Raw genomic sequence first — 25847 nt, 5'->3', positions numbered from 1 at the left:
TTTCTCCTACTTTATACTCCTACGACCTTTGCGCTTCTATCAATAAATCCTTTGTGAACATAGCTTAAAATACGACCTTATAAACCACTTCTTGATTTTCCTCCATGTTGTCATGAGCTAGTATCCCAAACGGGATGACATAGACACGCGCTCCAAGCTTTCTACATTGATTCAATATATCCTGCTCGTGAGTATAATAATCATCAAGATATAGCACATCACCCTGTTTGAACGCAGAAAGTCTCTCTAGTAGACTCTTGGTTTCTATGCGCAGAAATTGCGCATTTGGCGTAAATCCATAGATTTCATACTGTCGCTGCTTCTTCGCCATGATCATATTTGTATCCACAATGTATGCATTATTTTCATTACGAGAATCTTGCGTGATGAATTGGAATTTCGCGCGAGAATTATCTCCTATACCAATAGGTTGGATTGTATGATTCGTCAGTGCGATAAGAATCATCGAAGCACTTAAGGTGATAAATCCCATAACCTGTGCTCTTGTGGGCATAATAGATTGTGCCAGCAAGACAATCCCTATGCTTAATACACAGAGCATAAAAGGATAGATGATATAAATAGCGTACTTAGGCACATAGATAGGTCGGATAAAGCTAAGCAAAAATGGCAGGGTTATACACAGAATAATCATCATCGCACATACCCAAAGAAATGCATTGCGGGACTTTGGGATAAGCAAAAAGAGTAGCAAAAATATAAATGCTCCGCTTGCACTTCCAAGAGATACAGGCAGAGTCAAAAACAATGTATCAAGTGAAGGATAGGGAATCCAAGTATTAAAGCTTGTATCACTTAGTGCTCTAGAAAATGCAGTGATGATAAAAAATGGCAGAAGCGAGCAAGCGATAAGCACATCACAGACAAAAATCGCAAGTATCTTTTTGTGCTCCCCCCAAAGCATTATCACGCTGACAATAAAGCTAGCAAACACCACAATCGAGCCAAAATAATGGGTATTACACAATATGCTCGCACTTATGATATAGCCTAGTATATTTCTCCAACTCAGGCTTTTGTAGAGATTCAAAAGAAAATAAAACACCAAAGGAATCACACTCAGTACAAGTACATATCCCCTAACCTCGTGTGATGCACCTATGGCTACATATGAACAAGCAAAGAAAAAGGCACCAATAAGTGCGATGGAAGTTGGTGGAATAATAAGATGTGATGGAGCTAGAGAATCTGGGGTGATGGAACTAGCAGACACCCAACCCTTAGTTTTTAATGTAAGCGCGTGGTTTTTCAGCAAAAGATACATACTATAAGTCCCAAGCGATCCTATAAGCACGCTAAGACTCCTAGCAGCCGCACTTGTGTAGCCAAATATATGCAGCCAGATTTTCAGTAGGAGATTATAAAAGGGCGGATTTCCCGGGTCTAAAAACACACTTGAAAATTCGGAGTTAGGATAGCTGACAACCCCCACAGAATACAGCTCATCACCCCAAAGACTAAAACTATTGTAATTATTTACGCGCAATACCACTCCAAGAATGATGATAAACGACAAAAGCAAGAGAGGCGAAATTTCTTTTTTGCTAGGGAATTGTTCTCGCATAAAGAGTGCTAATACAATGCAAAACACCCATATAAACATATACGGAGGCGTGAGAAAATAATAAAAGAAGCCAAATACAAGTGATGTATATGAATTCATGATCAAATCAGAATCTTTAAGCTTGTAGTGCGAAAGATCCAAGACCTTAGAATCCCAGAGCTCTATCATCTCTAAAATCTGCTCTTTGGCAATATAGAAATTCTCACTTCCTATTGTGATAGAGATAAATTCAATATCCTCTATCGCGTTTTGAGATTGCATATGTAAAGACGCTTTTTTGATCGGTGCGTTGATAGCATTCCGAGCTAGCGCGCAGATATATGGTCTGGCTTCAAAGGACAAAGGATAGAATCGCACATTATCCGACTTTATCTCAAAAGACAGAGCACGTTTATTCACACTTACGCTAAGTGCGTAATTCTCGCAAGGGCTATATGTGGCTACAGTGACATGTATAGGCGCAAAAGTCGAGCTCAAACCAGCATAATTCCCAGAGTATATGGGTTTAAAAACCAGCACAAATATGCTTACAACACAGCAGAAAATCAAATATTTCTTCACTGCTTGCCTCCTTTTGTAAAAATAAAAAACTTCGATAAGCAAAAGTTACTCACCATCGCACACACTATGCCAAGAGCTTGGAACAAAAGCATTGCGTGATTTTTCGTGATAAAAGCCAAGAGAGTAGAAAGCATAAACTTTTGGCACACAAACAGCACGATAAGATTGATACCAAGCCCAAAAATATTTACACTGACATAAAGAAGATAGGCACGCACACAAATGGTATAAGAAAAAGTCAAGAGAGAATTCAAGATGTAGTTTTGGCTTACTGCGATACAAAAACACAAACACGCGTTAAGAATATACTGCACCCCAAAAAGTTGTAGAAAATAAAAGCACACAAGATTACTAATACTTCCAAGTACTCCCACACAGCTAAATAGGACAAATTGCCGCACAAACTACCTTTGTCTTAGGCGCAAAAGCGGCACGCGATACAGAGCTTCTAGAATGATGGATTTATTCATCTTAGATGTGCCATTTACTCTATCCTCAAAGATAATAGGCAGCTCAATGATCTTCGCCCCAGCAAGCAAGGCTTTATACTTCATCTCGATTTGGAAGCAATAGCCATTAGAAGTAATACTCTCAAGCCCTAAAGCTAGCAATATATCTTTGCTATAGGCATTAAATCCACCTGTAAAGTCCATAATCCTAGCTCCAAGCCATAACCGCGCATACAAACTTCCAAATGACGACAAAAACCTCCGGAAAATCCCCCAACCAAGCACACCTCCGCCAATGATATTGCGCGAGTTTATGACCACATCAAAGCACGAGAGATTACAAAGAGTTTGTTTCAGATAACTTGGATTATGAGAAAAATCCGCATCCATTTGTATGAAGTACAAGAATCCTTTTTCTATCCCCCACAAAAACCCAGAGATATACGCACTCCCTAAACCCATCTTGCCAGAGCGCTCTAAAATATGAAGATTCGGATACTTCTGAGCGATGTTTTTTACAATCTCTCTTGTGCCATCTTGGGAATTGTCATCAATAATAAGAATGTGTAACTGCGGGTAGAGAGAGAGGATTTTATATAAGAGGTCAGCGATGTTATTGGCTTCGTTGTAAGTAGGGATACAAATAAGCGTGTAAAGATAAGAGCTATTCTCTACTGCCCCCCCCCCAATTAGAAGTAATGCAATCTTGTGTAGTCATATTCTCTTGTCCTTACCTATAGAAATAAGACGTAATTCTAGCAGAATCCCTTTTTGATACTTGTTTTCAATATCTGACATTCCCTTAAGCAAATTTGCTTTTAGAGCCTAAAATTCTCCGAATTTTTACAGTATTGTTTAGGTGAGATTTATGCGAATAAGAGTTTATTTTGAGGACACAGATTGCGGTCAGATTGTTTATCATACAAGTTATATCAGATACTGTGAAAGAGCGCGAAGCGAGTTGTTTTTTACAAGAAATATTCTGCCTTGCGAGGATAATTGTGGGTTTGTGCTAAGCACGATGAATGCGAAATTTCACAATACCGCCGTTCTTGGAGATGTATTAGAAGTGCGCACCAAGCTCCTGAAATCCCGCAAAACGACTATCTTACTGGACCAAAAGATTTTTAAAGTCGCCACCGCCAAACCAAGCAGACAAGGTAGCCAAAGCAACCAAGAAATTCTCATCTTTAGTATGGAAGTGTTGCTTGCATTTGTAGATGTCAAGCTCCAAAAGCCTCGCAAAATCCCGCAAGCTTTCCTAGATATTTTGCAGAATCTCTAAACCTTTAAGGAGTAACAATGCCCCATGCTTACTTTTACATGAGCTATCCTAATGCATACAATCGTGCAATTACACAATCTCATTTCGCAGCTTCATGCAAATGCTAAAAGAGATCCTATACCCTAGAGTGTGGGAATACGCCGTGATCGGCAAAGATGAGAATGAAGTCAAGGAGGCTATTTTCCAAATCCTAGACATTCCTTTTACATTCACTAGAATCCGCCCCTCAAGCAAAGGCAACTTTATAAGCGTGCATATCATCTTAGAAGTGGATTCTCAAGATACGCGTGATAGTATTTTTCGCGCACTAAGCGCACACAAACATATCAAGATGGTGATCTAATGCGCTTTGGAAAAATAGAATATCTCAATCTCCTGCCATTTGATACATTTATCAAAGCCTACCCCTTAAGTGCTTCGAGCAAGAAATTTATCACCTTAAAGAAATCTTACCCCTCAAGACTCAATCATGACTTTTTATTCCGCCGTATCGATGCAGGCTTTATCTCCTCTATCGCAGGGATGTATGCGGATTCTAGACACAAAGCCTTACCTTGCGGGATAATCTCAAAGGGAGCTGTATGGAGTGTGCTAGCAAAAAGTGGCAGTGGCCTTGACTACCAGTCAGCTACTTCTAATGCGCTTTTACGAGTTCTTGAGCTCAAAGGCGAGGTGCTTATAGGAGATAGAGCATTGAAATTCAAAGCCGATGGTGGCAAGGCATTAGATCTCGGAGAGCTCTGGTGGCACAAACACAAGCTACCTTTTGTCTTTGGACGCTTGTGTTACAACAAATATGGCAAGTACTTAGAGCAAATCACCAAAGCCTTCACCAAACACCATAGATACAAAATCCCCCACTACATACTACACAGAGCAGCAAGAGACACACAAATACAATCAAACTATATCAGAGAATACCTCAAGCGTATTTTCTACTCGATGGGAACAAAGGAGCATATCGCTCTACACAGATTCTATCGCGAGCTAAGACTAAGGCGTATCAAGCCACCACAAAGGTTTGAAGCTCTAAGAGGGTGCAAAGGAGGAATATGAAAATCGCAATTTTAAACTACAACATAGGCAATCTCGCAAGTGTGAGAAACGCACTTGAGTTTTGTGCAAAAACTTCTAAGCATACAGAGATTTGCATAGAATCTAGCCCATCTGCTTTGCGGCACTATGACAAGATCATCTTGCCTGGTGTTGGTGCATTTGGCGATTCTATCAAACATCTGCAAGCAAATGGCATGGATCAAGCAATCCATGAGTTTGTAAAAAGTGGCAAATACTTACTAGGCATCTGTCTTGGTATGCAGCTTCTGCTTCATAAAAGCTATGAGTTTGGTAGCCATCGCGGGCTTGGGCTTATACAGGGGGAAGTAGTCAAGTTTAAAAATCTGGATTTTCTAAAGATTCCACAAATTGGCTGGAATACCTGCCTCCTCACAGATGAGGGCAGAAAGCACCCTTTGTTCAAAGACTATCCCCAGAAGTTTTATCTCTATTTTGTACATAGTTTTCATGCTACAGATATAGCCCTGCAAGACACCTTAGCTTTCTCTAAATACGGTTACTCCTTCCCCTCCATCATCGCAAGAGAGAATGTCTTAGGCATACAACCACATCCAGAGAAAAGCCACAATCTCGGACTAAAACTCCTAGAAAATTTCATAGCATTATAAATTACTCCTGGCTTGCTCTCTGCCTATTCTCACTAGGATATTTGAGGCCACAGCTATATTTGAAACAATCTTTCATTTTTTCTGTCTTCATATTGTGGTGTGTGAAAAACCAGAATCAAGACAAAGCGGGATTCTCTTCTGGTGTTGGGAAGCTTGAATGTAATCGCAATACTTTCAAAGCAAAAGCGATAAGTCCTATTGTAGCAATAAGGCTTAAGGGGAGTATCACAGACATATAGCGCGTCTCTGGCACTGGAGTAAAAAGCACGATAACAATCGCACTTATAAATCCAGCAAAACTTACGCTCAGGCTAAAGACAAGCAAGCTATTGCATAAATGTGGCTTATACAGCACAAGAGCAAGGCTTAGCAACAAGATGCAGGCACTAAGAACCACACCATAAAAATGATTTAAAACAATGCGGTGGTTATAAAGAAAATTATAGATTTTCTCTTGTTGGGGGGTAAGGGTTACTGATCGTTCATTTTCAGGGAAAAGACTTACCACTTCTTTATGCCAAGGATCTGTTGGCTTGTTTTGGAGCTGTGCAGAGCTGAAAATCCAATCTGGAGTGGCAAACCACATAGATTCTACAAATCGCCATTGGTGCTTTGCGAAATCTAGTGGATGCTTGAGTATGGAGCGTATCCAATTTGTATAAAGCCCATCTATTTTGCCATGGGGGATAGGTAATTCATCATGATTTGGCCACCAAAAGACATTGAAAGGATCAGCATTGAGTGGATATTTTTCATAGAGTGCTTTTATATCCTCCCAGCCTTTGTGTGGGTAATACCACTCTTGCTTGAAACAACTCCAATCATCGCTTGGAACACACGTACCAGCCATTTGGTGTAAGAATATGTGGTTTGCTGGAAAAGAATCTCCTCTGCTTAAAAGTCGTGGAAATAAGCTTACGATACAAACAGAGAGTATCCCAAAGATAAAGACACCTCTTGTAAAGAATCTCACAAAATCCCTTTTAGGTAATTGGTAGCGCGATAAATACGTATATATGATAATGAAGCTAGCGGGGAATACACTCACAATGGCATTATGCCTCCACAGAAGTGCAAAGAAAAACACCACTGCTATGCCTATGTACATGCAACAACGCCAGAATCTGCTAGAAATAGGCACAAGGATACTAAAAAGCAGCATGCAATAGCCACAAAATAGCAGCATAGGTAGAGTAAAGCTATGGTATTGGATGAAGTTTTGGAAATAGATATTGCCCACAAAAATAATGCTGATAGATAAAATAGCCCATATGCTTCTAAAATGCAGATACAATCCACATACAAGAAAAGCTAGTCCGACATAAAAAGGTATGAGATTAGCAAGAAATAAAAAATACAAATGTTTGCCAAAAAGCGCATAGAGCAATTGTAAGACATAGGCGATAAATACGGGGTGGCCATTGTTTTTAAATAATGTAATGGAGGTGTAAGTATCACCCAAGACATGATACCCCGGAAAGCCTAGAGAGAATTGGAAAACAAAAAGTACAAGAATGAGCGTACAGATGGAAAAAAGCAGCACATAAGAGATAGGCTTTTGTGGTGTGTGAGTAGTGGGAATCTTTGGGTAAGTCGTATCGATATTTGCAAGTATTTTCTTCAATGGCACACAAAGCCACCATATACCAACGCCAAAGATAAAGACAATCATCAGTCTTGGTAGGATATCCCACAAGAAAATAAAGTTTGTAGAAAAGCTTATTTTTCCTATATTTTGCTCATTACTTAGTGCTTGCTTGCTTTGGAACTCTAGGTAATTTGCGCTATCTTTGTGCAAGCGTATGTCAGTGATTTGGTAGGAAGTGTGTGCTTGTATCAGCGTGATTGTCGAGACATTGGACTGATTGCGAAAGATGTGGCTATCAAAATACAGCTTAGCGATATAGGTGTCTGGGGCGATTTTATTTTTCACAATGATTTGGGCAGTGTCTATTCTGTTTCTACTCATAGAATCTAAGACTACAAAGCCAATGATTGTAGTCAGTACAAGCAGTAGCCATAGGGCAATGAAAAATATGAGAGTTTTTTTATACATTATTCTTTGTAGATAAAAGTCTTTCTTGCAAAAAAGCCATAAAAGGCTACGACAAATGAAGCCAAGATCTTAGAGAGCAAAATATCCATCCCACCAAACTCAACGAGAATCCATAAAATAAGGGTATTTATCCCCATACCAATGGTATTTATCGCATAGCTTGCAAACGTCTGGAATAGCGCGCTTTTGTGTGAGGTCGTAAAGACAAAGCGTCTGTATGCAAGAATCCCGCAAGCAGAGATGAACACAAACATCACCAAAGAAGCAAGGATATAGTGCATACCCATAACGCACAAATAATAGAATCCTATCCACTCAGCGAGACTTAATCCCCCGCCAATAAGGAAAAATAATGCAAGCTGCTTGTAGGTTTTCATACTTTAAGAGGGTATTTTGGCATTAAGATAAGCAAGATACCTGCTTTCTTTAATGCCCTTTTGTACTAAGTATGCTAAGAGTCCGGCGACACCAAAGATAATGCTTACCACACCAAAGCCCACACTGACAAAAAGCGTAGGAAATCGTAAGACTTTAGAAGTCTCCAAAAATTCCATAACAATAGGTATCCCAAGAGAGAGAGAGAAAGAACAGCAAATCGCACTCAATAAACCAAATACAAACAATGGACGCTCGCTAAAGAGGAGATTTAACATCATAAGTGAGATTTTAAAGCCGTCTTTGAAGGTAGAAAGCTTGGAGTGCGAAAATTCTGGGCGGCTTTTATAGCTGGCTTGTATCTCATGGCAACGTAAATGCTGCTGTAAGGCAAACACAGTAAGCTCAGTTTCAATCTCAAAGCCACGAGAGTGTGCAGGAAAGCTTTTGACAAATGGGTAAGAGAAAATTCTGTATCCACTGAGTATGTCGTTTATCCTTGTGCGAAAGAGGATTTGTGCGAGTTTGGAGAACATCTTATTGCCAAAACTATGTCCTAGTCTATAGACTATATTCTCCGCACTTCTAGCGATATTTAGCATATCAAGCTTTTGCTCTGTGAATATCTTGAGTGCTTGGGGCAGGATTGAAGTGTCATATTGCGTATCTGCATCAATCATCACATACACATCAGCCTCTATCAGAGAAAATGCTTCTCTGATAACAGCCCCCTTGCCCTGTGTGGATACATGATATACGAAGAGATTGCAAAAGCTAGAAGGCTTAGCAGCTTTGAGGGAATGGATTTTGGATTCTACAAATTTGCGTGAGTTGTCAGTGGAGTTGTTGTCAAACACATATATGAAACTTTCTGGAATGATGGCTAAAATCTCATCAATCACTTGGATAATGGTGCTTTCTTCATTGTAGCAGGGAATGATTATTGCGATTTTTTGATTTTGCAGACTATTGCATTCTTGTGTGCTCATATCTCTCTCTTTGATTTTGTCTTATAAGATGCTCTAAGAAGCCAAAGCGGCCATTATAACGCGCGTTTTTTTAATATGCAAAATAACTTCCAAATTGGAATTTAATCGCCAAAGTTGCTTGTGTAGGGCTAAAGTTGGGAATATATACGATGGGCGATAAGATAGAGCGAAGTGCTAAATCCTACAATATCCGAAACTATGATTGCCCAAAATGCGATATTTACTACGCGCGATGCAAGCACGAAAAATAAGCTTAAAGGAAAGAGAATAAAGCCAAAACCTATAAATGCCCAGCCGAGCAAACAGCAGGAAAGCCCGAAATAAAAGAAATTTGTTTTTTTCATCTGTATCCTTTACAAACTTATGTATGAGCTATCACAAGAGAGTTTTTGCTCTATCCAAATCCTCTAAAACTTTTACAACACGCAATGTGTGATCGCGATAAAACTCGAGATTCTCGTTATGGAATCTCTGAATAATAAGGTCTCTAAAGCATTCTATGCTTTTATTCAGAGCCAGCTTTGTTTCGAGCTTTGGACTAAATACTTCGCCTAATTTGTATTGCACCATTTTGTCGTACAAATCATTGCATTCAAAATTATCATGCACAACAACCCCGCTTGTATAAATTGTGAGTTTGTCTTTTTTGCCCTCATCATATATGGCACTTTGTAAAGTCCCTCCAATATGCATTTCTCGAACTTTTACAGGAGAGAGCCAGGATACATGAATAAGCGCAACTACGCCATTTTCCAGCTCTAGGCTGATATTTGCAAGAGCGTCATTCGGATGTTTGGGGTATTTCTTACTAAAAACACTGAGTTTCTTGACTTGCAATCCAACAAGATAATCAATAATACTTAAATCATGGATTGCTAGATCCCATATACAATCTGTCTCAGTCTGAAAAAGTCCTAAGTTTATGCGCCTAGAGGTAATAGAAATGATATTGCCAAAATCATCTAAGTGGGATTTGAGATATTTCACTGCAGGGGAGTGCAAGAAAATATGGTCAGAAAATAGCATAAGATTCTTTTGCTCTGCAAGGTCATAGAGCTCTTTGGCATGGAGAGTCTGTAGGCTTAGTGGTTTTTCCACAAAAGTATGCTTGCCTGCTTTAAGTGCGGCAAGAGCAAGGGTAAAATGTGTCTGTGGCGGGGTGATAATAAATACACATTCTATCTTGTCGTCTAAAAGCTCTTTGTAGCTTGTATAAAGCTTGAGTGCTGGGTAGAGTTTTTTTGCTTCAAGTACACGCGAGGTTTCTTTTTCATAAAGCCCTACTAATTGGAGATTCTCTACCTCGTATAAGGTCCTAGCGACATTCCTACCCCAATATCCAAACCCAACCATTGCGCACTTTATCACTTCATTTGCCTTCTTTTTTGTTTGCTTTGAACTTTATTTACTTTTGATTTGACGGGTAAAATGGCGCAATTATAACGCATACAGACTTGCAAGTCTCGCGTTTTAAGGGAAGCTTAAAAGGCTTTTTGTTAAAAGCTCATCTTGTTTTTAAGACTTGTTACTAATGTTACGCAAGGAGGGAATATGGCTTTAATGATAAGTGATGAGTGTATAGCATGTGATGCTTGCAGGGAAGAATGTCCAAATGATGCTATTGAAGCAGATGATCCATTTTATGTAATAGATCCAGATTTATGTACAGAATGCGTTGGCTGCTATGATGAGCCAAACTGCATCGTTGTTTGCCCTGTGGATGCCATTGTTCTAGATCCAGATAATGTAGAAAATGCAGAGGAACTTCGCTATAAGTTTGAGCAACTCCAAGGGCAGGAGTAATGGCTAAAGTTACCAGTGTCATAGATATTGGTTCAAACTCTGCTCGAATGGCGATTTTTCGCAAAACCAGTCGCTTTGGATTCCATCTTGTTCATGAGGTAAAAAGCAAAGTTCGTATCTCAGAAGGCTGCTATGAGAACAATGGAATCTTGCAAGAACTCCCAATGCAGCGCGCGATCTCTGCGCTAAAAGAATTTCTCCAAATTGCTAAGGCACACAAAAGCAGAAAGCTCTTTTGTGTCGCTACTTCTGCTATAAGAGACGCTCCAAATGCCAAAGAATTTTTATCTCGTGTGAAAAAGGCTTGCGGACTTGATATAAAAGTCATTGATGGTAGGACAGAAGCATTCTATGGTGGGATTGCTTGTGCGAATCTCTTGCATGAGAAAAATGGCATAACCATAGACATTGGTGGGGGCAGTACAGAATGCGCACTTATAGAAAATGGCAAAATCATTGATACTATCTCGCTGAATGTAGGCACGATACGCATCAAAGAGCTATTTTTTGACAAAAAAAGCAATATCAGCAGTACAAAAAAATACATACAAGATCAGCTCAAGCTTTTGCCAAAACATTACAAGCACAATGTGGTGTTTGGCATAGGCGGAAGCATCAGAGCACTCTCAAAATTCATCATGAAGCAAGAAGATTATCCGTTTATGAGAGTGCATGGTTTTGAATACGAAGTCCATGCCTACAAAAAGCTCTTTGAGAAGCTCATCGCTTCATCCCAAAGCAAGCTAGAATCATTGCATATCCCACAAGACAGAATAGATACTATCCGTAGCGGGACATTGATTTTGTATATGTTTTTAGAGCATCTGCAGGCTGAGCGTCTGATTACAAGTGGTGCTGGTGTAAGAGAGGGAGTGTTTTTAGCAGATATGTTGCGCAATAACAATTTGCATTTCCCGCCAAACTTCAATCTGTGTGTGAGAAGTTTGCTTGATAGATTTTCACTCGATGAGACAGAATCTAAGCTCCTTAAATCCAGTGCGCTCAAGATCTTTGATTCGTTATTACAAGCTCATGGATGCACACAAAAAGATCGCGCACTTCTTGGTGTGGCAGCAAGCCTAAGCAAGATTGGGGTATTGCTGAATTTTTATCAGGCAAACTCGCATGGCGCATATCTTCTGCTCAATGGTTTGGAATATGGATTCTCACACCATGAACGCGTGCTTATAGAGCTTCTTGTCCAATACAGCAACAAGAAAATCCCAAAGCAAGAGCGCCTTCTTTCTTGCAAACTCCCAAACCTAGAAAAACTCCAGTGGCTAAGCTTTATTCTCTCTCTTGCACAAAGCGTCCATAAAGGCGGAGCAAGAGCTAATATCCGCTTTGAATCTCTGTATCTCAGAGACTGTATCCATTTTAGAATCTACACACAAGATTCTCTTTATCTTTGCAAGGAATCCCTACATAAGCTCCAAAAACCCAATGCAAATCTTGAGATAGAAATTATTGAGGAGTAGCTTTGCGTATCGGGATTATCCGTTTATCAGCATTGGGTGATTGCATAGTATGTGCAGCATTTTTAGCTTATTTTCTCAAAACCTTAGAATCTCATGGACAAAAAATTCATATTACTTGGTTTGTAGATTCTCGTTTTGCAGGGATTTTAGAACATTCTCCATATATTCATTCTTTGGAACTTATCACGCTCAAACACCAGAGCTTCAGACAGCTTTTCTCGCTGACAAGACATCTTGCAAAAATCCGGGCATTTGATCTGCTCATTGATATGCAGGGATTACTAAAGTCTGCTCTTATTGGAGCGTTTCTGAAAAAAAATAAGTTTTTGGGCTTTAGCTTTCTGAGCGCTAAGGAATCTCTGAGTGCATTGTTTTACTCGCATAGCGTGAGAATCGCCTACCAAGAGAATATTTTAAAACGCAATGCACTTTTAATCTTACAAGCCCAGAAATTGCTAGGTATAGATTCTGCACTCTTGACCTCAGAACTCCACAAGATGCTCTCTTATAGACAAGAGGTTTTTTCTTACAGCAAGCAAGCAAGCAAGCAGAGCACTAAAGCTGTAGATTCGTTACGTCTTATCTTTGTCCTTGAAGCTTCTTTGGAATCAAAGACTTATCATCCCCTGCTTTTTAGTGAGCTTGCCATTTTGTTAGATAAGAGATTAAAAAATACAGAGATTATCTTACTTACCCATAGACACAAACACAAAGCGGAGCAGATTTTCAAAACCACAAAATCACAGTTACAGAACATCACACTTACACAAATTACAAATCTCAATCTTGATGTGATCAAAGCACTTGTATCTAGCTGTGATTTGCTTATAGGTGGCGATACGGGTATTACCCATCTTGCTTGGGCACTTGCTCGCCCTTCTATCACGCTTTATGGCAATACCCCCAAAAAGCGCTTTGAGCTTTTAGGAGAAAAGACTATCTCACTAAGTGCAAACACAAAAGCAACTTACAAAAAAGATGATTTTTCAATCAATACAATCACACCACAAACGATTGCCTCGCATGTATTTGTGCTTTTAGACATGCTTTAAAGTCTAGCTCAAATAAAGCAAAGTAAAATACAAATTCTTAGAAACACAAGGAGTGCAAATGGCAAAAATTGCCTTTGTTTTGGTGGAGTGTGTGGTGTTTTTGCTCGGAAAATTCCTAAGCATTATCCCGCACAAACTTTTTGTATTTCATGTAAAAATGCTTGCAAAGGTTTTAAGCCTTCTTGATACACGTCGCTACAAAGACGCTCGGGCAAATCTCGATTTTGTTTATGGTGATGGGCTGAGTGTAGAGCAAAAAGAAGCGATTATTAGACGTTGCTATAGAAATTTCGCCTTTGTCATTTTGGAATCTATACGTGTGGTCTATCTAAAGAGAGAAGAGTATGAGAGGAGATTTGTATTTATCGATGAGCATTTTCTCACAGATTGCATAAGCAAAGATGGCAGTGCTGTCGTAGTTTCTATGCATTTTGGATACTGGGAAGCTATGGCTACTGCCCTACCCCAACGCTATAGAATGTGTGAGATGGCATCCCTTGGACGACTGACACAATTTGAAAGCATAAATCGCTTGATAATCAAAAGACGAGAATCTCAAGGCGTGCGTATGATTGACAAAAAGGGTGCTTTTAAGCATCTGCTCAAACTCTATAGCAAAAGAAATGCTATTGCTGGAATCCTTGTGGACCAAAATATCGATTTAGGCGAAGGTATAGAGGTGCGCTTTTTTGGCAAAAGGGCTACACACACTACGATTGCCTCAGTATTATCTAGACGCTTTGGCGTAGCAATCGTGCCTTTATTTATTGATTTCAATGAGGACTACTCACGTTATTATGTGCGATTTTGCGAACCAATCAGAACACAAGTAACCAACAACAGCACACAAGATATACTCCAAGCTACACAGAAGCAAGCCAATATCACACAGCAGATTATAGAATCCAATCCTTCCAGTTGGTTTTGGTTCCATAAGCGTTTTAAGATTTTCTATCCTGATATTTATGCGAAAAAGCCATGAATACACCTAGATTCTCTCTTGGGCGCACAAATCTTGCGTTAAAGATCACTTTTAGCGGGGAGTGGAACTACACCACTCCAAAACAAACACTCAAAAACCTTAGAAATATAATAAGAAGTACGAACACAATAATAGAACTAGAATTTCTTGAAGATTGCAAGGTAGATTTTGCAATTTGCTCGCTTCTAAAATACCATTTGCAAGGCAAGCGTTTCTTGCTCCACACACAAGATTCTAACATCTCTAAAATATTCGCACTTTTAGAGGATTTTCCACAAGATACTCCTACATACAAACAGCCAAATATCTTTTTGTCGTTTTACAAAGACCTGAATCTCAGCACACAAAACTTTTTTACAAGTATGATTGATTTTATGAATTTTTTTGGTATGTGGATTTATTACTTTTGCTTGAGCTTCAGGCATCCGAGCCGTTTCAAGATAGCTTCGATTTTCTATCATATTTCTGAATCTGGCATTAGAGCGCTTCCTATTGTGCTTATTACAAGTTTTATCGTGAGCTATGCGATTGCTATGCAAGGAGTCATACAGCTTGATAAGATGGGTGCTCCTTTAATGAGTGTGGAGATTATTGGGAAGCTTTCTCTACGCGAGCTGGGGCCATTTATTTTAGCACTTGTGGTCGCTGGAAGATCTGCTTCAAGCTTTAGTGCTCAGATTGGCGTGATGAATCTCACAGAAGAAAACGATGCTTTAAAAACTATGGGTTTTAGCGTGATTGACTTTTTGGTAACTCCCAGAATCATAGCCCTTGTGATTACAATGCCTTTGCTTGTGTTTTTAGCTGACTTGGTTAGTCTTATCTCTGGAATGCTTGCACTGAATGTGCAAGCTGGTATCAGCTTTACGCAATATTGGGAGAGATTTTATGAGTATGTGAGTATCACGAATTTTTTCATAGGCATCGCAAAAGCCCCATTTTTTGGTGTGGCAATAGCGCTTGTTGGGTGTTTTCGTGGGCTAAAAGTGCATGGCGATACAGAATCTCTAGGCAAGCAGACAACACTTAGTGTCGTGAATGCAATCTTTTGGGTGATTGTCATCAATGCAATATTTTCGTTTTTTACCACAAGTCTTGGGATATAAATGTCGTACTCAAAAAATATTATAGAAGTTAGCAATCTTAGCACGCGCTATGGTGATATTACCATTCATGAGAATATCAGCTTTTGCGTGAAGGAATTTGAGATTTTTGCCATTCTTGGTGGTAGCGGCAGTGGTAAAAGCACGCTTTTGCGTAATATGCTCTATCTACAAAAGCCTTATACAGGAGAAATCAAATTCTTTGGTATCGGTATCTGGGAGTTAGCAGAATCTAAACGCAAGGTGATACTAGATAGATGCAGTATTATGTTCCAATTTGGCGCACTTTTTAGCTCTATGAGCGTATTGGATAACGTAGGTATGCCATTAGCACAAAAAGGCAAGTTCAGTAAGCTTGAGGTTGAAAAACTCGCACTTTTTTGGATCGATAAAGTTGGCTTGCCAAAAGATAGTGCCTACAAGTTTCCTCACGAACTCAGCGGCGGTATGAAAAAGCGAGCAAGTCTTGCAAGAGCACTTATTACAAGCCCTAAGATTCTATTCCTTGATGAGCCTACAAGTGGGCTAGATCCAAAGAGTGCCGATACTTTTGATGAGCTTATTTTGCATTTGCGTGAGATCACAAACACAACGATTATTATGGTGACCCACGATCTGGATTCTATTAAAGACAGTGTGGATAGATTCATTCTGTTAGAAAACAAACATATTGTGTTTTGTGGCAGTTTGCAAGAGCTTAAATCTAGTGGTGTCAAGACAGAAATCTTCACAGGATTAAGAGGACAGAGGGCATTAGGATACTAGGCTTTCTACTTGTTTAATTTTCTGCCAAAAAACTCCTTGCAAAGCGGGGCATTAAGATTACAAAAGATTCTGGGATTTGTCTTAAGATCGCTGGGCTGGATTGTGAATACTAGCTTTGTATCTTGTATATGTGCTATGAGACGAGGCGAAGGAGCAGATTCAAAGACAAAGCCGCAAGTCTTTTGTGAATGCAGTTTGTTTAAGAGATTATAGGCTTGTAGAGTGGTATTTGGATTTGTATGTAAAAAATCGCGCAGATACAGCATGCTGAGATGTTCTTGTGTCAAGAAAAGCTGGGTTTTTAGATGTTTGAGACAGGTCTTTTGCTGGTGTGTCTTGAATGTATTTGTAGCGATAATACTCAAAATCCCAAGAATCATAATCACAAAAAGAAGTTCTAGCGCGCTAAAAGCCTTGTATGTGTTAAAAGAGTGAGTTTGAAACATTCAGCTGCATTTGCTTGCCATTTGGGTGGCGGGACAAAAGCTTTGTACAGAGTGTGGAATCTGTATTTTGTGTTACCACAAATTTTAAGGTGCTTTGCGCGCTATCATAAGTCACAGACACGCAAGAATTTGCGCTATCGACTGCGAAATTTTTTGCGAGTGTGAGCGTGTTGTTGTTTTGCACTATCCAACGAGTTGTACTGAGATTCGCGAGTGTGAAAATTTGATTAATATCAAGTGATTTTGGGTCAAGATTACGCGAGAATACTTCGAGCGAGATAGTGCTAAAAGCATTGTTTATATCATTTTCGATCGCCACTATTTGCGCATCGATTCTGCTTAATGAAAATCGAGGGATGGCTATTGCCGCCAAAATCCCCAAAATCACAAGCACAAATACAAGCTCTACCATACTAAAAGCCTTTTGGGCGTGCCATTTTTGCATGCCTTTAATCTCCTTGCATGGTTTTTAGAAAGTATTGTAGCCTTGAGAATATATTCCTTCTTGCCTGCGAGGAAGATAGTACGAGACAAGAGCAAGTGTAGGAAATCTTATGCAAACTCCACCCCTAGAGCTTTGATAAGCTCGATACTAAATTGCGCGCTAAGCTTGGCTGCTTGTCCCAAAAACTCATCAAAGCTTACATCGGCTTTGCCATCAGCACTATCGCTTATTGAACGTAAGATACAAAATGGAATCCGAAAGGAATCACACACCACAGCTACACTAGCACCCTCCATCTCGACTGCTACTGCTTGGAAATTCTGCGCGATCCATCGCTTCTTGTCCTCATCGCAAATAAATTGGTCTCCTGAAGCGATGATTCCTGTCTTTAACTCTCTGCCAAGACTCTTAGCTACTTGTTTTGCAAGAGTATTAAGCCTCTCATCTGCTTGCAAATACAATTTGCTCTCTGGAATAAAGCCTAAGGGATGTCCAAACGCACTGATATCCACATCATGCTGTAATAGCTTTGTGGCTATCAGCAAATCACCTACTTTCAGACTTGAATCTAGTCCACCAGCTACACCTGTAAAGATAATCTGCTCGCACCCAAAATGTGAGACCATCATAGTTGCAGTGATTGCTGCATGCACTTTGCCAATCTTGCTGTATGCAACAAAAAGCTTATGTGAGTTTATTTCCACCTTATGGTAGGAGTTACCACCAAGATTACTCACTTCTATAGCAAATCCACGAGTCTGAAAAAACTCTATGAGCGGGCTTATCTCCTCTATCATAGCTCCTATGATGCCTATTGTCATTTGCTTTCCTTAATGAGTTTGTATAAATTCCAAAATCTCTTTGAGAGATTGCAAATCGCTAAGTGTGAATGTGGGCTTTTGACTCAAACGCTTATTAAGACCTTTTAGCACTCCGCCATGCCCAAATTCAATAAAAGCATCCACTTGAGAATCCACCTTACACACGCTTTGCTGATAAAGTACGCTTTGGGTGAGCTGCTTTGTGAGCAATTCTTTTGCATCTGCCTTGCTTGTGTAGGTTTGTAAAGTAGCATTTGAGAGAATAGGCACGCTTGAATCTCCTTGAACTAGAGAATCCAGTAAGCCTTTAAAGTCATCTGTAATAGATTCTAACATCGGGCAGTGGCTTGCTACTGACATCGGAAGCAAGAGCGTGCGCTTTGCGCCAAGAGCCTTAAGAGAATCTTGAATATGTGTCAAGTCCGTCTTTTTCCCGGCAAGCACGACTTGGGCATTGCCGTTATAGTTCGCACACCAGACCTTCTTGCCATCATTTTGTGCTTGGGTACAAAACTTTTCCAATACACCATCCTCTATACCGACAACGACCATCATTCCAGCATCCTGCCCTTCACAAGCCTTGCTCATTAAAAGTCCTCTTTCATGTGTGAGCCTAATAGCATGCTCAAAGTCCAATCCACAAAAAAGCGCATAGGCGCTGACTTCACCTAGCGAATGCCCAAAAGCCAGAGTGGGCTGTATATCGCATTCTTGTCGGAAAATCTGATATGCCACTGCACTTACAAGAAAAATCGCTGGTTGTGTAAAAGGAGTGAGATTGAGATTGTCGTTTGGCTCAAAGAGTAGTGCCTTAAAATCAACTTTTATAGAATCTGAGGCAGACATAAAAAGTTCTTTTGTGATTGGAAAGTTTTCATAAAATTCTTTTCCCATGCCCAAGGCCTGGCTTCCTTGACCAGGAAAAATAAAAGCATAATTCTGCATATGTGTCCCCCAAAAAAATTGAATGTAGGTTAGAGATTGAAAGCTGTGGATTCTAACACACTTTGTTTTGAACTTTTTGTACGCTAACCCATATGTAAGCTATGAGTTGTTAAGCGGTATTTTATTTTGTTTGCATTACAATCCCAGGCTTTGGGTTGAGCGCATAAGCCTTAAGGACAGGTGGGTGAGTTGGCTGAAACCACATCCCTGCTAAGGATGCATAGCCGCAAGGTTATCGAGGGTTCGAATCCCTCCCTGTCCGCCATACATTTGGTCTTCAAACCTTAAACTATCACTTACAATATTTTTAGAATATCAAATAAGCTTCAAATCATCTATTACGCTATTGTATTTACTACATCAGCAATCATCACTTACAATCCTTTAGAATAACTAGACATATTACAAAATATTTTTTAGTGGGGACAGATTGCAGATAAGACTTATAGATGAAGAGGCTAAAATTGGCGTGAATAAGACAAGTCAAAAATGTGAAGGTGCCAGAAGCAAGGGACTCAATAATCGCGATATAGCCTATTATGTGCCCTAGACTGATGAGAAATATGAAAGACACGAGCGTAAAGTCGGCACAAAGGCTAGTCATTAAATGCGCGTTTAAACTCTCTTAAATCATTCGTTTGAAAAATCCTACAACCACACTGATAACGTCATATTCTCCCCTCTAGCTCTACATTTTCATAGCTTTTATTATCGCTTATAAGGCGGTATTTGGGGAGTTTTTGCAAACGCTTGACATAGAGCTCATCATCAATACGCACTACGTATATCTCAAAAATGGCTTTGAAATAAGCGAATGGGAGATGGACGGGATTAAAATCAAAAGGAGATCTCCCCTAGAGCTTATAGACGAGCTAGAGAAGATTAAAGATTTGACGTGTAAGAGTTCCTTGCCTGTGAGTGTGTAATATGTTTTTAAGTAAGTGTTGTCTTTTTGCGATAGAAGCGGGAATCTGCACTCGGAGCTTTTAGTCATTTATGTCTAATAAACTCTCTTACTCCTTTTTTGATAACCCACTTTTCTCATCAAAAATACTGCCACTTGATAAGCTTATACTAGCGTGTGGGTTACCACCAAAACCCCGTAAGCTTAGGGAAAATTAAGCTTATACTACTTAATGCGTGTGGGTTACACCCAGTTGTAGACCTGCTGCTAGCAGTCCATCACACGCAAAAGTTACGCTTACAAGATAAGGATGAGAGATTTGGGAATTTTTAGCTTTTTATCTCGCCGCCGCCACACAAAAAAAGACAAAGCAAAGATTCTATGCCTCCCCAAGTCTTAATCCCAGCACCCTAGAGCGTAACGAACTGCTATCCCTCCTTCACAACCACGAGGCAGATAGCTTTGCTAGAGCTTTGCGCCACCAAGCTCGTAGCATTGCGACTGCCTCGCCGCTAATTAGTGGCTATTTTGATACGCTAGATTCTGAAATCTTTGGCGACAATGGCATTATCTTAGATTTGCATTCACAAGATACTAGCTTAAATACTGGAGAGCGTGGCGAGAGCATATCCCTCACTCACATTTAGATTTTTGGGACATAGAATCGCTTGTGTTGCTGTATCTGAAAAGAGATGGCGAGTGTTTTGTGTATGCGAATGAAACCCCACAAGGCTTAAGCCTCAAAATCATAGACCCCGATAGTGTCGATGAGAGTGTGGATAATCCGAGCAAAAATATCTTATGCACTGATTTTATTGTGTTTCTTGCTGTGTTATCGTGCTTTGAGACACATGTGCTTCAAAGATGGTGCTGTAATAACTGAGAATCTTTGTGTTCATGTTTTTGATTGCGCATGTTTTAGCCGTTCATGTTTCCACTGTCCTATAAAAATTAGGACACTCATTTATAACACTAATAGACAGAAAATATCTCCATAAGTCAATATATAAAAAATTATATCTGTGTAGAAAATAAACATGCGGCTTGAAAGCTATGCTTATGCGTGAGCAAGACGTTTAAAAACTCTCAGATTACAAAATGCTGTGTGTTATAATCCCTGAGATTATCTCTAGCAAGGAGCTTTTATGCAAATCATTCATACACAGAACGCGCCACAGGCTATAGGTCCTTATTCGCAAGCTATCAAATCTGGTGGATTTATCTTTGCTTCTGGGCAAATCGCACTAGATTCTCAAAACAGCTTTCCTCATACTGATATACGCGAGCAGACCATTCAAGTGCTAAAAAATCTCCAAGCGATTTTAGAATCTCAAGGCAGCTCGTTACAAAAAGTCATCAAAACAACAATTTTTCTTACAGATATGGATAACTTTGGCATAGTAAATGAAGTATATGCAGAGTTTTTTGGCCCTCACAAGCCTGCGCGTAGCACCATAGGAGTAAAAGAATTGCCTAGGGGTGCGCTTGTAGAAATTGAATGTATCGCTCTAGATTGATTCAAATACAAGCCCTAAAGTATTGGCTGGTTTGGAGCGCAACTCATTGAATCTTGCGATGTTTTCTTCTAGAGTATTGCGGTAGGAAGGCACCATCTGGGCTATCTTTTCCTGCCACTGTGGCAATGCCATTTCTTTGCTGAAACAGCTCTCCAAGATCTCTAAGATAATATCCACAGAGGTCGAAGCTCCAGGAGATGCTCCGAGTATGGCGCTTAGCGTGCCATCTTGTGAGGCAATAACTTCTGTGCCAAATTGCAAACTCCCTCGGCCACTGGAATCTTTTTTGATGATTTGCACGCGCTGGCCTGCGACCTGAACTTCCCAATCTTCGCTTTGGGCCTGAGGAAAGAATGAGCGTAGGCGCTCCACACGACCACTTTTGCTTAAAAAAACTTGTTTGATAAGGTAGGTTGTAAGCGAGATATTATCTAAGCCTGCTTGTATCATCGGCAGTAAATTATCAAATCTCACAGAGAGTGGAAAGTCAAGCAAACTACCACTCTTAAGAAAACGAGTGTTGAAACTTGCGAATGGCCCAAACATCAGCTCCTTATTCCCATCGATAAATCGTGTGTCTAAATGTGGTACAGACATCGGTGGATCGCCAACAGAAGCTTTGCCATAAACTTTTGTACTGTGAAGGTTTATAACTTCTTGGTTTTTGCATACTAGCCATAGGCCATTGACAGGGAATCCCGCATATCCCCTACTCTCTCTGATACCGCTTTTTTGCAAAAGCGGGAATGCACCGCCACCAGCTCCGATAAAGACAAACCGTGCTTTTGCTTTTTTTATGCTACCACTGGCTTTGTCTTTGATAGTAAGCTCCCAATAAGCGTCTTGTTTCTTGAGATCTGTGACTTTGTGCTGTGTAAAAACATTTACGCCATTTTTCTGTAAAGATCGGCAGAGGCCTCTTGTGATAGCGCCAAAATCCACATCGCTGCCACTCTTCATAAGAGTAAGAGCAAGATTCTGCGAGGTATCACGACCCTGCATAAGCAATGGTGCAAATTCTGCAATCTCATCTCTGTCTTGCGTGAAAATCATATTTTTATAGAATGGACAAGTTGTGAGCGCATCAAATCGTGCTTTGAGAAACTCGACATTATTATCTAGTACAAAACTTATATGCGGTATGTTATTGATAAAGCTGGATGGGTTTTGCAAAATTTCTTGTTCTACACAATACGCCCAGAACTCTTTGCTTAATTCAAATTGCTGATTAATAACAAGAGACTTTGCAATATCAATACTCCCGTCTTTGCGCCTAGGGGTGTAGTTCAACTCACAAAGTGCTTGATGTCCTGTGCCTGCATTGTTCCATGCCATAGAGCTTTCTGTCGCAATATCTTCAAGAGCTTCATAGATAGTTATGCTTCGTGTGGGATCTAATTCTTTTAGGAAAGTAGCAAGTGTCAGGCTCATAATCCCTCCACCAATGAGAATAATTTCTGATTCCTCTTTCGTGTTCATTACAAGCCTTTGTATAGGAATGGTAGCGCGCTATTGTATTAAGAAAATGTAAATTATTTTTTAATCTTTATGTGCGTCTCTGTGCAATAAAAACACCAAGAACAATCACACAAATTCCAAATATTTCTATGACACCCAAATATTCATCTAAAATTAGATAGCCTAATATGGCTGCAATAGCGGGAGAAAAAAGCAATAGAAGGGAATAAAGTTGGATATTCATCCTTCCCATAATGTATCCGAAAAATCCCTGCCCCACAACCTGCCCAAAAAATGCGATGAGAATACACAAAAACCATTGGTATGAATCTTGTGGGATAACAAAACCCTCCAAAATACAACCCAAAATGAGCAAAAACAAACATGCGCCAATTCCTGAATAAAACATAATCTGTAATGTCCTATAGCATCGCCTTAGATTATAAATAAGCGCTAGAAATATAGCATAAGAGAGCATGCTCAAGAATGCCAGAAAGTCTCCGAATGGACTTGCTACACTCAGATCGCTCCTGCCTTTTATAAGAATAAAAGCGCCAATAATGGCAATCATGCTGCCAAGTACAAAAGAAAGATAAAGCTTTTTTTTGAAAAAAATTACGCCGATTGGCACAAGCACAAGACATGCGGTAGAACAGATAAGATTGACATTTGCGACACTTGTATGGTGTAAGGCGAGATTAAAAAATAATAAATCTAAGCCAAAAAACACTCCAGAAAGAATCATAAGTAGGAGGTCTTTTTTATGCGGTAAACAAAGATTTTTACTCTTGATATAAAAGAGAGCAAAGACCGGTAAGGCAAGGAAGACTCTATAAAAACCGAGCATAATCGGCGGGATATCTGAAATCTTCACCAAAACACTGGCATATATGATAAATGCTTCGGCAATGAGGGTCAATACAATAAAAGCACTTTTAGAATCTTGCATGCTCGATCAAAAGAAAAATTTGTATCCACTTGCACAAAGTGAAAAAAGATAGATGACAATCAACGCGTAACGATGATTTGCAAGGCTTACTAAATCCAAAATCTTTATGCCAACCACCACACCTAAAAATGCAAAGATTCCTATAACAAACCCCTTATGAATATCAATGAGATTGCAAGAATAGAGTGAGAAAAAACCAGAAATTGAAGCAAAGATAATAAAAAGCAGCGCGATTGGCACGGCTTTTTTAGAATCTATTCCCAAAAAATATGCAAGCAATGGACCTATGATAAGCCCACCACCGATTCCAAGGCTGATGGCAAATATTCCTGTGATTGTCCCTATCGCAAGCATTACAAGTTTTTGGGCGTTTGGATTGGTGATTGGTGGATTTGGGTTGGCTGTGGTTTTGGTATTAAAAACATATTTTTTAAGACTAAAGAGTGTAAGGGCTATAAAAAGTCCAAGCAAGAGTTTTGAGGGCAGAAGCAAAACGATAAATCCGCTGAAACTAGCACCAATGAGCCCACCAATACCTACAAAAATACCAATTTTTATATCAAGATTTTTGCGTATGAGATTGAGCAAAGTCCCAAAAACAGACGAAAACATCATCTGCATAATCGAGATTCCAATAGCGTACTCCATACTCATACCTAAAAATAGCAAGCAAGGCACAATAATTACGCCACCACCAATACCGAAAAATCCAGCCGCAATACCACTAATAAATCCAAGTACGCCAAAGATAATGTCGTAATCCTGCAGAAAATCCACGAGCTGAGAATCTTGCATGCCCTGTGCCTTCATAAAGTTTTTAGAATTATTTCTAATTCGCTGAAGTCTAGCATATTTGAGCTGGTTAGGGTTTTTAAGATTGGCTGTTTAAATGTGAGATTTCAACACCATTTGCTGTTGTATTGATTTCACGCCAAATGCTTTGGAATCTGAATTGTTGCAGGATTGAGGATTTTATGAATGTTATGAAGTTATTGGCGTTTGACACATCAACATGCCTCTGAAAGTCTTTGATATGCAAAGCAGCTTCATTCAAATCATACTCCCACCACTGCGTGCTGTCTATATCAGAACACAACTCATCGCTAAAGCGCATTTTCTTGATCCTAGCAGGATTTCCGGCAACTATCGCATAAGGCGGGATATCTTTTGTCACCACACTTCCAGCAGCTATTATAGCGCCTCTGCCAATTTTTAGAGGCATGCTAGCGGGTATAAGGACATTTGCACCTATCCATACACCAGATTCTATATCACATAATGAAGGCATCGAATCATTCAAATCTATGGCACTTACTATATTGTGATTGAATTGATAAGAGCTAAGAGAAGTAAAGTGAAATAAATGCGACATCACCACCCAGCTTGGATCGTGCCTGGCAAGGCCGATTTGTACATTATGTCCGATAGAACAATATCTTGCAATTCTTACATTCTGTAAGATACTATTAAAACTGATATAGCTATACCCCCCCCCACAGTATTTAACAACGATACATTGTTGTATACGCAAAAGGGCTGTTCGTAAATGACGTTTAGTACACTAAATGAGCCATTTGCTATGAAACCATGCTTTATGAGCTCATTTCTCATTAGCTATTCTCTTTAGATTTAAATTTTCTGGTAGGGCTTCTGCCCTACTTCATAAAAATTATTGCCCTGTGTATCAATAGCCACGATAGCGGGAAAATCCTCTATAGTAATGCGGGCGATTGCCTCAGGTCCTAGCTCTGCAAAGGCAAGCACTTCGTATTTTTTGATCGTCTTGGAAATAAGTGCAGCAGCACCACCTACTGCTACCATATATACCACATCGTTTTTAACCATAGAATCTACCACTTCTTTTGAACGGTAGCCTTTGCCTATCATACCGCTAATGCCTTGTTGGATAATAGCGGGTGTGTATTTATCCATCCTCCCACTTGTCGTAGGTCCAGCAGAGCCAATCGCATTACCTGGCTTTGCAGGGCTTGGTCCTAGATAATAGATTGTCTCTCCATTCAAATCCACAGGTAGTTTTTCGCCTTTATCCAAAAGCTCGCTCAGAGCTTTGTGTGCGGCATCTCTTGCGACAAGAATAGTGCCGCTAATTAGCACAGATTCTCCAGCCTTTAGGCTTTTAGCCACTTCTTTGTCAAATGGTGCGGTAATCTTTTTTATCTGATTACTCATAGAT

Annotated in this window: 32 protein-coding genes and 1 tRNA gene; 15 read left to right on the top strand and 18 right to left on the bottom strand. The window is 39.8% G+C overall.

Translation table 11 applies throughout. The features are described 5' to 3' along the window. Positions 1–64: 64 nt before the first annotated feature. Genes CCY97_RS00345 through CCY97_RS00335 form a run of 3 tightly spaced genes read right to left on the bottom strand, consistent with a single transcriptional unit; the run spans position 65 to position 3234 of the window. Positions 65–2146: a hypothetical protein gene (locus CCY97_RS00345; protein ID WP_112063506.1), complete on the bottom strand. Its 2082-nt coding sequence runs from the start codon at positions 2144–2146 to the stop codon at positions 65–67. Further along, the gene (locus CCY97_RS00340) at positions 2143–2547 is read right to left on the bottom strand and encodes a GtrA family protein (protein WP_112063505.1); all 405 of its coding nucleotides are present in this window, start codon (positions 2545–2547) and stop codon (positions 2143–2145) included. Before CCY97_RS00340 ends, CCY97_RS00345 begins: the two co-directional genes overlap by 4 nt. Before the next feature lie 3 nt (positions 2548–2550). Further along, complete coding sequence (locus CCY97_RS00335) at positions 2551–3234, bottom strand: polyprenol monophosphomannose synthase (protein WP_258456772.1); 684 nt, start codon at positions 3232–3234, stop codon at positions 2551–2553. 229 nt (positions 3235–3463) lie between these two features. Between CCY97_RS00335 and CCY97_RS00330 the strand changes: the two genes are divergently transcribed. From CCY97_RS00330 to hisH, 4 genes are all read left to right on the top strand, one after another. Next, complete coding sequence (locus CCY97_RS00330; RefSeq protein WP_112063503.1) at positions 3464–3880, top strand: YbgC/FadM family acyl-CoA thioesterase; 417 nt, start codon at positions 3464–3466, stop codon at positions 3878–3880. A 100-nt stretch (positions 3881–3980) separates the two neighbouring features. Beyond that, positions 3981–4223, top strand: coding sequence for a DUF493 domain-containing protein (locus tag CCY97_RS00325; protein WP_181562765.1), 243 nt, complete (start codon positions 3981–3983; stop codon positions 4221–4223). After that, the gene (locus tag CCY97_RS00320) at positions 4223–4936 is read left to right on the top strand and encodes an MqnA/MqnD/SBP family protein (RefSeq protein ID WP_112063501.1); all 714 of its coding nucleotides are present in this window, start codon (positions 4223–4225) and stop codon (positions 4934–4936) included. Before CCY97_RS00325 ends, CCY97_RS00320 begins: the two co-directional genes overlap by 1 nt. Then, on the top strand, positions 4933–5565 hold the full coding sequence (gene hisH, locus CCY97_RS00315; protein ID WP_112063500.1) for an imidazole glycerol phosphate synthase subunit HisH: 633 nt from the start codon (positions 4933–4935) through the stop codon (positions 5563–5565). The genes CCY97_RS00320 and hisH overlap by 4 nt, the downstream gene beginning before the upstream one ends. 115 nt (positions 5566–5680) lie before the next feature. Here hisH and CCY97_RS00310 read toward each other — a convergent pair whose 3' ends face one another. The 5 genes from CCY97_RS00310 to CCY97_RS00290 form a co-directional block, all read right to left on the bottom strand. Then, positions 5681–7621, bottom strand: coding sequence for a hypothetical protein (locus tag CCY97_RS00310; RefSeq protein ID WP_112063499.1), 1941 nt, complete (start codon positions 7619–7621; stop codon positions 5681–5683). Further along, positions 7621–7998, bottom strand: coding sequence for a GtrA family protein (locus tag CCY97_RS00305; protein WP_112063498.1), 378 nt, complete (start codon positions 7996–7998; stop codon positions 7621–7623). The genes CCY97_RS00310 and CCY97_RS00305 overlap by 1 nt, the downstream gene beginning before the upstream one ends. 3 nt (positions 7999–8001) lie before the next feature. Then, positions 8002–8985 carry a glycosyltransferase family 2 protein gene (locus tag CCY97_RS00300; RefSeq protein ID WP_112063497.1) on the bottom strand — a complete coding sequence of 328 codons (984 nt, stop codon included), beginning with the start codon at positions 8983–8985 and terminating at the stop codon, positions 8002–8004. Between the two features lie 128 nt (positions 8986–9113). Further along, positions 9114–9329 carry a hypothetical protein gene (locus CCY97_RS00295; RefSeq protein ID WP_112063496.1) on the bottom strand — a complete coding sequence of 72 codons (216 nt, stop codon included), beginning with the start codon at positions 9327–9329 and terminating at the stop codon, positions 9114–9116. A gap of 31 nt (positions 9330–9360) precedes the next feature. Continuing rightward, positions 9361–10353 (bottom strand): Gfo/Idh/MocA family oxidoreductase, encoded by a 993-nt coding sequence (locus tag CCY97_RS00290; RefSeq protein ID WP_258456755.1) that lies wholly within the window; start codon positions 10351–10353, stop codon positions 9361–9363. A 183-nt stretch (positions 10354–10536) separates the two neighbouring features. Between CCY97_RS00290 and CCY97_RS00285 the strand changes: the two genes are divergently transcribed. Genes CCY97_RS00285 through CCY97_RS00260 form a run of 6 tightly spaced genes read left to right on the top strand, consistent with a single transcriptional unit; the run spans position 10537 to position 16168 of the window. Next, the gene (locus tag CCY97_RS00285) at positions 10537–10788 is read left to right on the top strand and encodes a YfhL family 4Fe-4S dicluster ferredoxin (protein WP_112063495.1); all 252 of its coding nucleotides are present in this window, start codon (positions 10537–10539) and stop codon (positions 10786–10788) included. Then, entirely contained in the window at positions 10788–12266 is a 1479-nt protein-coding gene (locus CCY97_RS00280) for a Ppx/GppA phosphatase family protein (protein WP_112063494.1), read from the top strand. Before CCY97_RS00285 ends, CCY97_RS00280 begins: the two co-directional genes overlap by 1 nt. 2 nt (positions 12267–12268) lie before the next feature. Next, the gene (waaC, locus tag CCY97_RS00275; protein ID WP_112063493.1) at positions 12269–13318 is read left to right on the top strand and encodes a lipopolysaccharide heptosyltransferase I; all 1050 of its coding nucleotides are present in this window, start codon (positions 12269–12271) and stop codon (positions 13316–13318) included. Positions 13319–13376: 58 nt separating this feature from the next. After that, entirely contained in the window at positions 13377–14300 is a 924-nt protein-coding gene (locus CCY97_RS00270) for a lipid A biosynthesis lauroyl acyltransferase (protein WP_112063492.1), read from the top strand. Continuing rightward, positions 14297–15406: an ABC transporter permease gene (locus tag CCY97_RS00265; protein WP_112063491.1), complete on the top strand. Its 1110-nt coding sequence runs from the start codon at positions 14297–14299 to the stop codon at positions 15404–15406. The genes CCY97_RS00270 and CCY97_RS00265 overlap by 4 nt, the downstream gene beginning before the upstream one ends. After that, positions 15407–16168 carry an ATP-binding cassette domain-containing protein gene (locus tag CCY97_RS00260; protein WP_112063490.1) on the top strand — a complete coding sequence of 254 codons (762 nt, stop codon included), beginning with the start codon at positions 15407–15409 and terminating at the stop codon, positions 16166–16168. Positions 16169–16173: 5 nt separating this feature from the next. On the opposite strand, the gene CCY97_RS00255 is transcribed toward CCY97_RS00260, so the two are convergent. From CCY97_RS00255 to fabD, 4 genes are all read right to left on the bottom strand, one after another. After that, positions 16174–16614, bottom strand: coding sequence for a type II secretion system protein (locus CCY97_RS00255; protein WP_112063489.1), 441 nt, complete (start codon positions 16612–16614; stop codon positions 16174–16176). Next, entirely contained in the window at positions 16592–17059 is a 468-nt protein-coding gene (locus CCY97_RS00250) for a type II secretion system protein (protein WP_112063488.1), read from the bottom strand. The genes CCY97_RS00255 and CCY97_RS00250 overlap by 23 nt, the downstream gene beginning before the upstream one ends. Before the next feature lie 107 nt (positions 17060–17166). Further along, positions 17167–17880 (bottom strand): 5'-methylthioadenosine/adenosylhomocysteine nucleosidase, encoded by a 714-nt coding sequence (locus CCY97_RS00245; RefSeq protein WP_112063487.1) that lies wholly within the window; start codon positions 17878–17880, stop codon positions 17167–17169. Between the two features lie 9 nt (positions 17881–17889). Further along, positions 17890–18825: an ACP S-malonyltransferase gene (gene fabD, locus CCY97_RS00240; RefSeq protein WP_112063486.1), complete on the bottom strand. Its 936-nt coding sequence runs from the start codon at positions 18823–18825 to the stop codon at positions 17890–17892. A 174-nt stretch (positions 18826–18999) separates the two neighbouring features. On the opposite strand from fabD, the gene CCY97_RS00235 reads away from it, so the two are divergent. Then, a tRNA-Ser gene (locus tag CCY97_RS00235) sits at positions 19000–19090 on the top strand. A 403-nt stretch (positions 19091–19493) separates the two neighbouring features. Here CCY97_RS00235 and CCY97_RS08415 read toward each other — a convergent pair. Beyond that, entirely contained in the window at positions 19494–19604 is a 111-nt protein-coding gene (locus CCY97_RS08415) for a hypothetical protein (protein ID WP_258456748.1), read from the bottom strand. On the opposite strand from CCY97_RS08415, the gene CCY97_RS08140 reads away from it, so the two are divergent. The 4 genes from CCY97_RS08140 (at position 19566) to CCY97_RS00215 (ending at position 21246) form a co-directional block, all read left to right on the top strand. Then, positions 19566–19751, top strand: coding sequence for a hypothetical protein (locus tag CCY97_RS08140; protein ID WP_146744481.1), 186 nt, complete (start codon positions 19566–19568; stop codon positions 19749–19751). The two genes, CCY97_RS08415 and CCY97_RS08140, sit on opposite strands and share 39 nt — an antisense overlap. A 451-nt stretch (positions 19752–20202) precedes the next feature. After that, positions 20203–20376 carry a hypothetical protein gene (locus CCY97_RS08155; protein ID WP_181562764.1) on the top strand — a complete coding sequence of 58 codons (174 nt, stop codon included), beginning with the start codon at positions 20203–20205 and terminating at the stop codon, positions 20374–20376. Positions 20377–20399: 23 nt separating this feature from the next. Then, a complete protein-coding gene (locus CCY97_RS00220; protein ID WP_112063484.1) occupies positions 20400–20612 on the top strand; it encodes a hypothetical protein in 213 nt (70 codons plus the stop codon). A 262-nt stretch (positions 20613–20874) separates the two neighbouring features. Beyond that, positions 20875–21246 (top strand): RidA family protein, encoded by a 372-nt coding sequence (locus tag CCY97_RS00215; RefSeq protein WP_112063483.1) that lies wholly within the window; start codon positions 20875–20877, stop codon positions 21244–21246. On the opposite strand, the gene mqo is transcribed toward CCY97_RS00215, so the two are convergent. From mqo to CCY97_RS00190, 5 genes are all read right to left on the bottom strand, one after another. Then, positions 21238–22725: a malate dehydrogenase (quinone) gene (gene mqo, locus CCY97_RS00210; protein WP_112063482.1), complete on the bottom strand. Its 1488-nt coding sequence runs from the start codon at positions 22723–22725 to the stop codon at positions 21238–21240. The two genes, CCY97_RS00215 and mqo, sit on opposite strands and share 9 nt — an antisense overlap. A 67-nt stretch (positions 22726–22792) precedes the next feature. Further along, entirely contained in the window at positions 22793–23653 is an 861-nt protein-coding gene (locus tag CCY97_RS00205) for a DMT family transporter (RefSeq protein WP_112063481.1), read from the bottom strand. Positions 23654–23659: 6 nt separating this feature from the next. After that, complete coding sequence (locus tag CCY97_RS00200; RefSeq protein ID WP_112063480.1) at positions 23660–24448, bottom strand: sulfite exporter TauE/SafE family protein; 789 nt, start codon at positions 24446–24448, stop codon at positions 23660–23662. A 76-nt stretch (positions 24449–24524) separates the two neighbouring features. Then, positions 24525–25184, bottom strand: a complete 660-nt coding sequence (locus tag CCY97_RS00195) for a CatB-related O-acetyltransferase (RefSeq protein ID WP_146744480.1) — start codon at positions 25182–25184, stop codon at positions 24525–24527. 98 nt (positions 25185–25282) lie between these two features. Then, positions 25283–25843: a Fe-S-containing hydro-lyase gene (locus tag CCY97_RS00190; protein WP_112063478.1), complete on the bottom strand. Its 561-nt coding sequence runs from the start codon at positions 25841–25843 to the stop codon at positions 25283–25285. Positions 25844–25847: the final 4 nt, after the last annotated feature.

The sequence above is a fragment of the Helicobacter sp. 10-6591 genome, assembly GCF_003288805.1.
Classification (GTDB): Bacteria; Campylobacterota; Campylobacteria; order Campylobacterales; family Helicobacteraceae; genus Helicobacter_F.
The sequence above is the reverse complement of the archived record's forward strand: the minus strand, read 5'-3'. Positions and strand labels throughout refer to the sequence as shown.

Coding starts and splice junctions, on each gene's coding strand:
- CCY97_RS00295 (WP_112063496.1), bottom strand. CDS start 9,329: ATGAAAAAAACAAATTTCTTTTATTTCGGGCTTTCCTGCTGTTTGCTC.
- CCY97_RS00270 (WP_112063492.1), top strand. CDS start 13,377: ATGGCAAAAATTGCCTTTGTTTTGGTGGAGTGTGTGGTGTTTTTGCTC.
- CCY97_RS00265 (WP_112063491.1), top strand. CDS start 14,297: ATGAATACACCTAGATTCTCTCTTGGGCGCACAAATCTTGCGTTAAAG.
- hisH (WP_112063500.1), top strand. CDS start 4,933: ATGAAAATCGCAATTTTAAACTACAACATAGGCAATCTCGCAAGTGTG.
- CCY97_RS00200 (WP_112063480.1), bottom strand. CDS start 24,448: ATGCAAGATTCTCAGCTCGTGGATTTTCTGCAGGATTACGACATTATC.
- CCY97_RS00320 (WP_112063501.1), top strand. CDS start 4,223: ATGCGCTTTGGAAAAATAGAATATCTCAATCTCCTGCCATTTGATACA.
- CCY97_RS00280 (WP_112063494.1), top strand. CDS start 10,788: ATGGCTAAAGTTACCAGTGTCATAGATATTGGTTCAAACTCTGCTCGA.
- CCY97_RS00305 (WP_112063498.1), bottom strand. CDS start 7,998: ATGAAAACCTACAAGCAGCTTGCATTATTTTTCCTTATTGGCGGGGGA.
- CCY97_RS00325 (WP_181562765.1), top strand. CDS start 3,981: ATGCTAAAAGAGATCCTATACCCTAGAGTGTGGGAATACGCCGTGATC.
- CCY97_RS00255 (WP_112063489.1), bottom strand. CDS start 16,614: ATGTTTCAAACTCACTCTTTTAACACATACAAGGCTTTTAGCGCGCTA.
- CCY97_RS00285 (WP_112063495.1), top strand. CDS start 10,537: ATGGCTTTAATGATAAGTGATGAGTGTATAGCATGTGATGCTTGCAGG.
- CCY97_RS00330 (WP_112063503.1), top strand. CDS start 3,464: ATGCGAATAAGAGTTTATTTTGAGGACACAGATTGCGGTCAGATTGTT.
- CCY97_RS00245 (WP_112063487.1), bottom strand. CDS start 17,880: ATGACAATAGGCATCATAGGAGCTATGATAGAGGAGATAAGCCCGCTC.
- CCY97_RS00310 (WP_112063499.1), bottom strand. CDS start 7,621: ATGTATAAAAAAACTCTCATATTTTTCATTGCCCTATGGCTACTGCTT.
- fabD (WP_112063486.1), bottom strand. CDS start 18,825: ATGCAGAATTATGCTTTTATTTTTCCTGGTCAAGGAAGCCAGGCCTTG.
- CCY97_RS00205 (WP_112063481.1), bottom strand. CDS start 23,653: ATGCAAGATTCTAAAAGTGCTTTTATTGTATTGACCCTCATTGCCGAA.
- CCY97_RS00215 (WP_112063483.1), top strand. CDS start 20,875: ATGCAAATCATTCATACACAGAACGCGCCACAGGCTATAGGTCCTTAT.
- CCY97_RS00260 (WP_112063490.1), top strand. CDS start 15,407: ATGTCGTACTCAAAAAATATTATAGAAGTTAGCAATCTTAGCACGCGC.
- CCY97_RS00300 (WP_112063497.1), bottom strand. CDS start 8,985: ATGAGCACACAAGAATGCAATAGTCTGCAAAATCAAAAAATCGCAATA.
- CCY97_RS00250 (WP_112063488.1), bottom strand. CDS start 17,059: ATGCAAAAATGGCACGCCCAAAAGGCTTTTAGTATGGTAGAGCTTGTA.
- mqo (WP_112063482.1), bottom strand. CDS start 22,725: ATGAACACGAAAGAGGAATCAGAAATTATTCTCATTGGTGGAGGGATT.
- CCY97_RS00190 (WP_112063478.1), bottom strand. CDS start 25,843: ATGAGTAATCAGATAAAAAAGATTACCGCACCATTTGACAAAGAAGTG.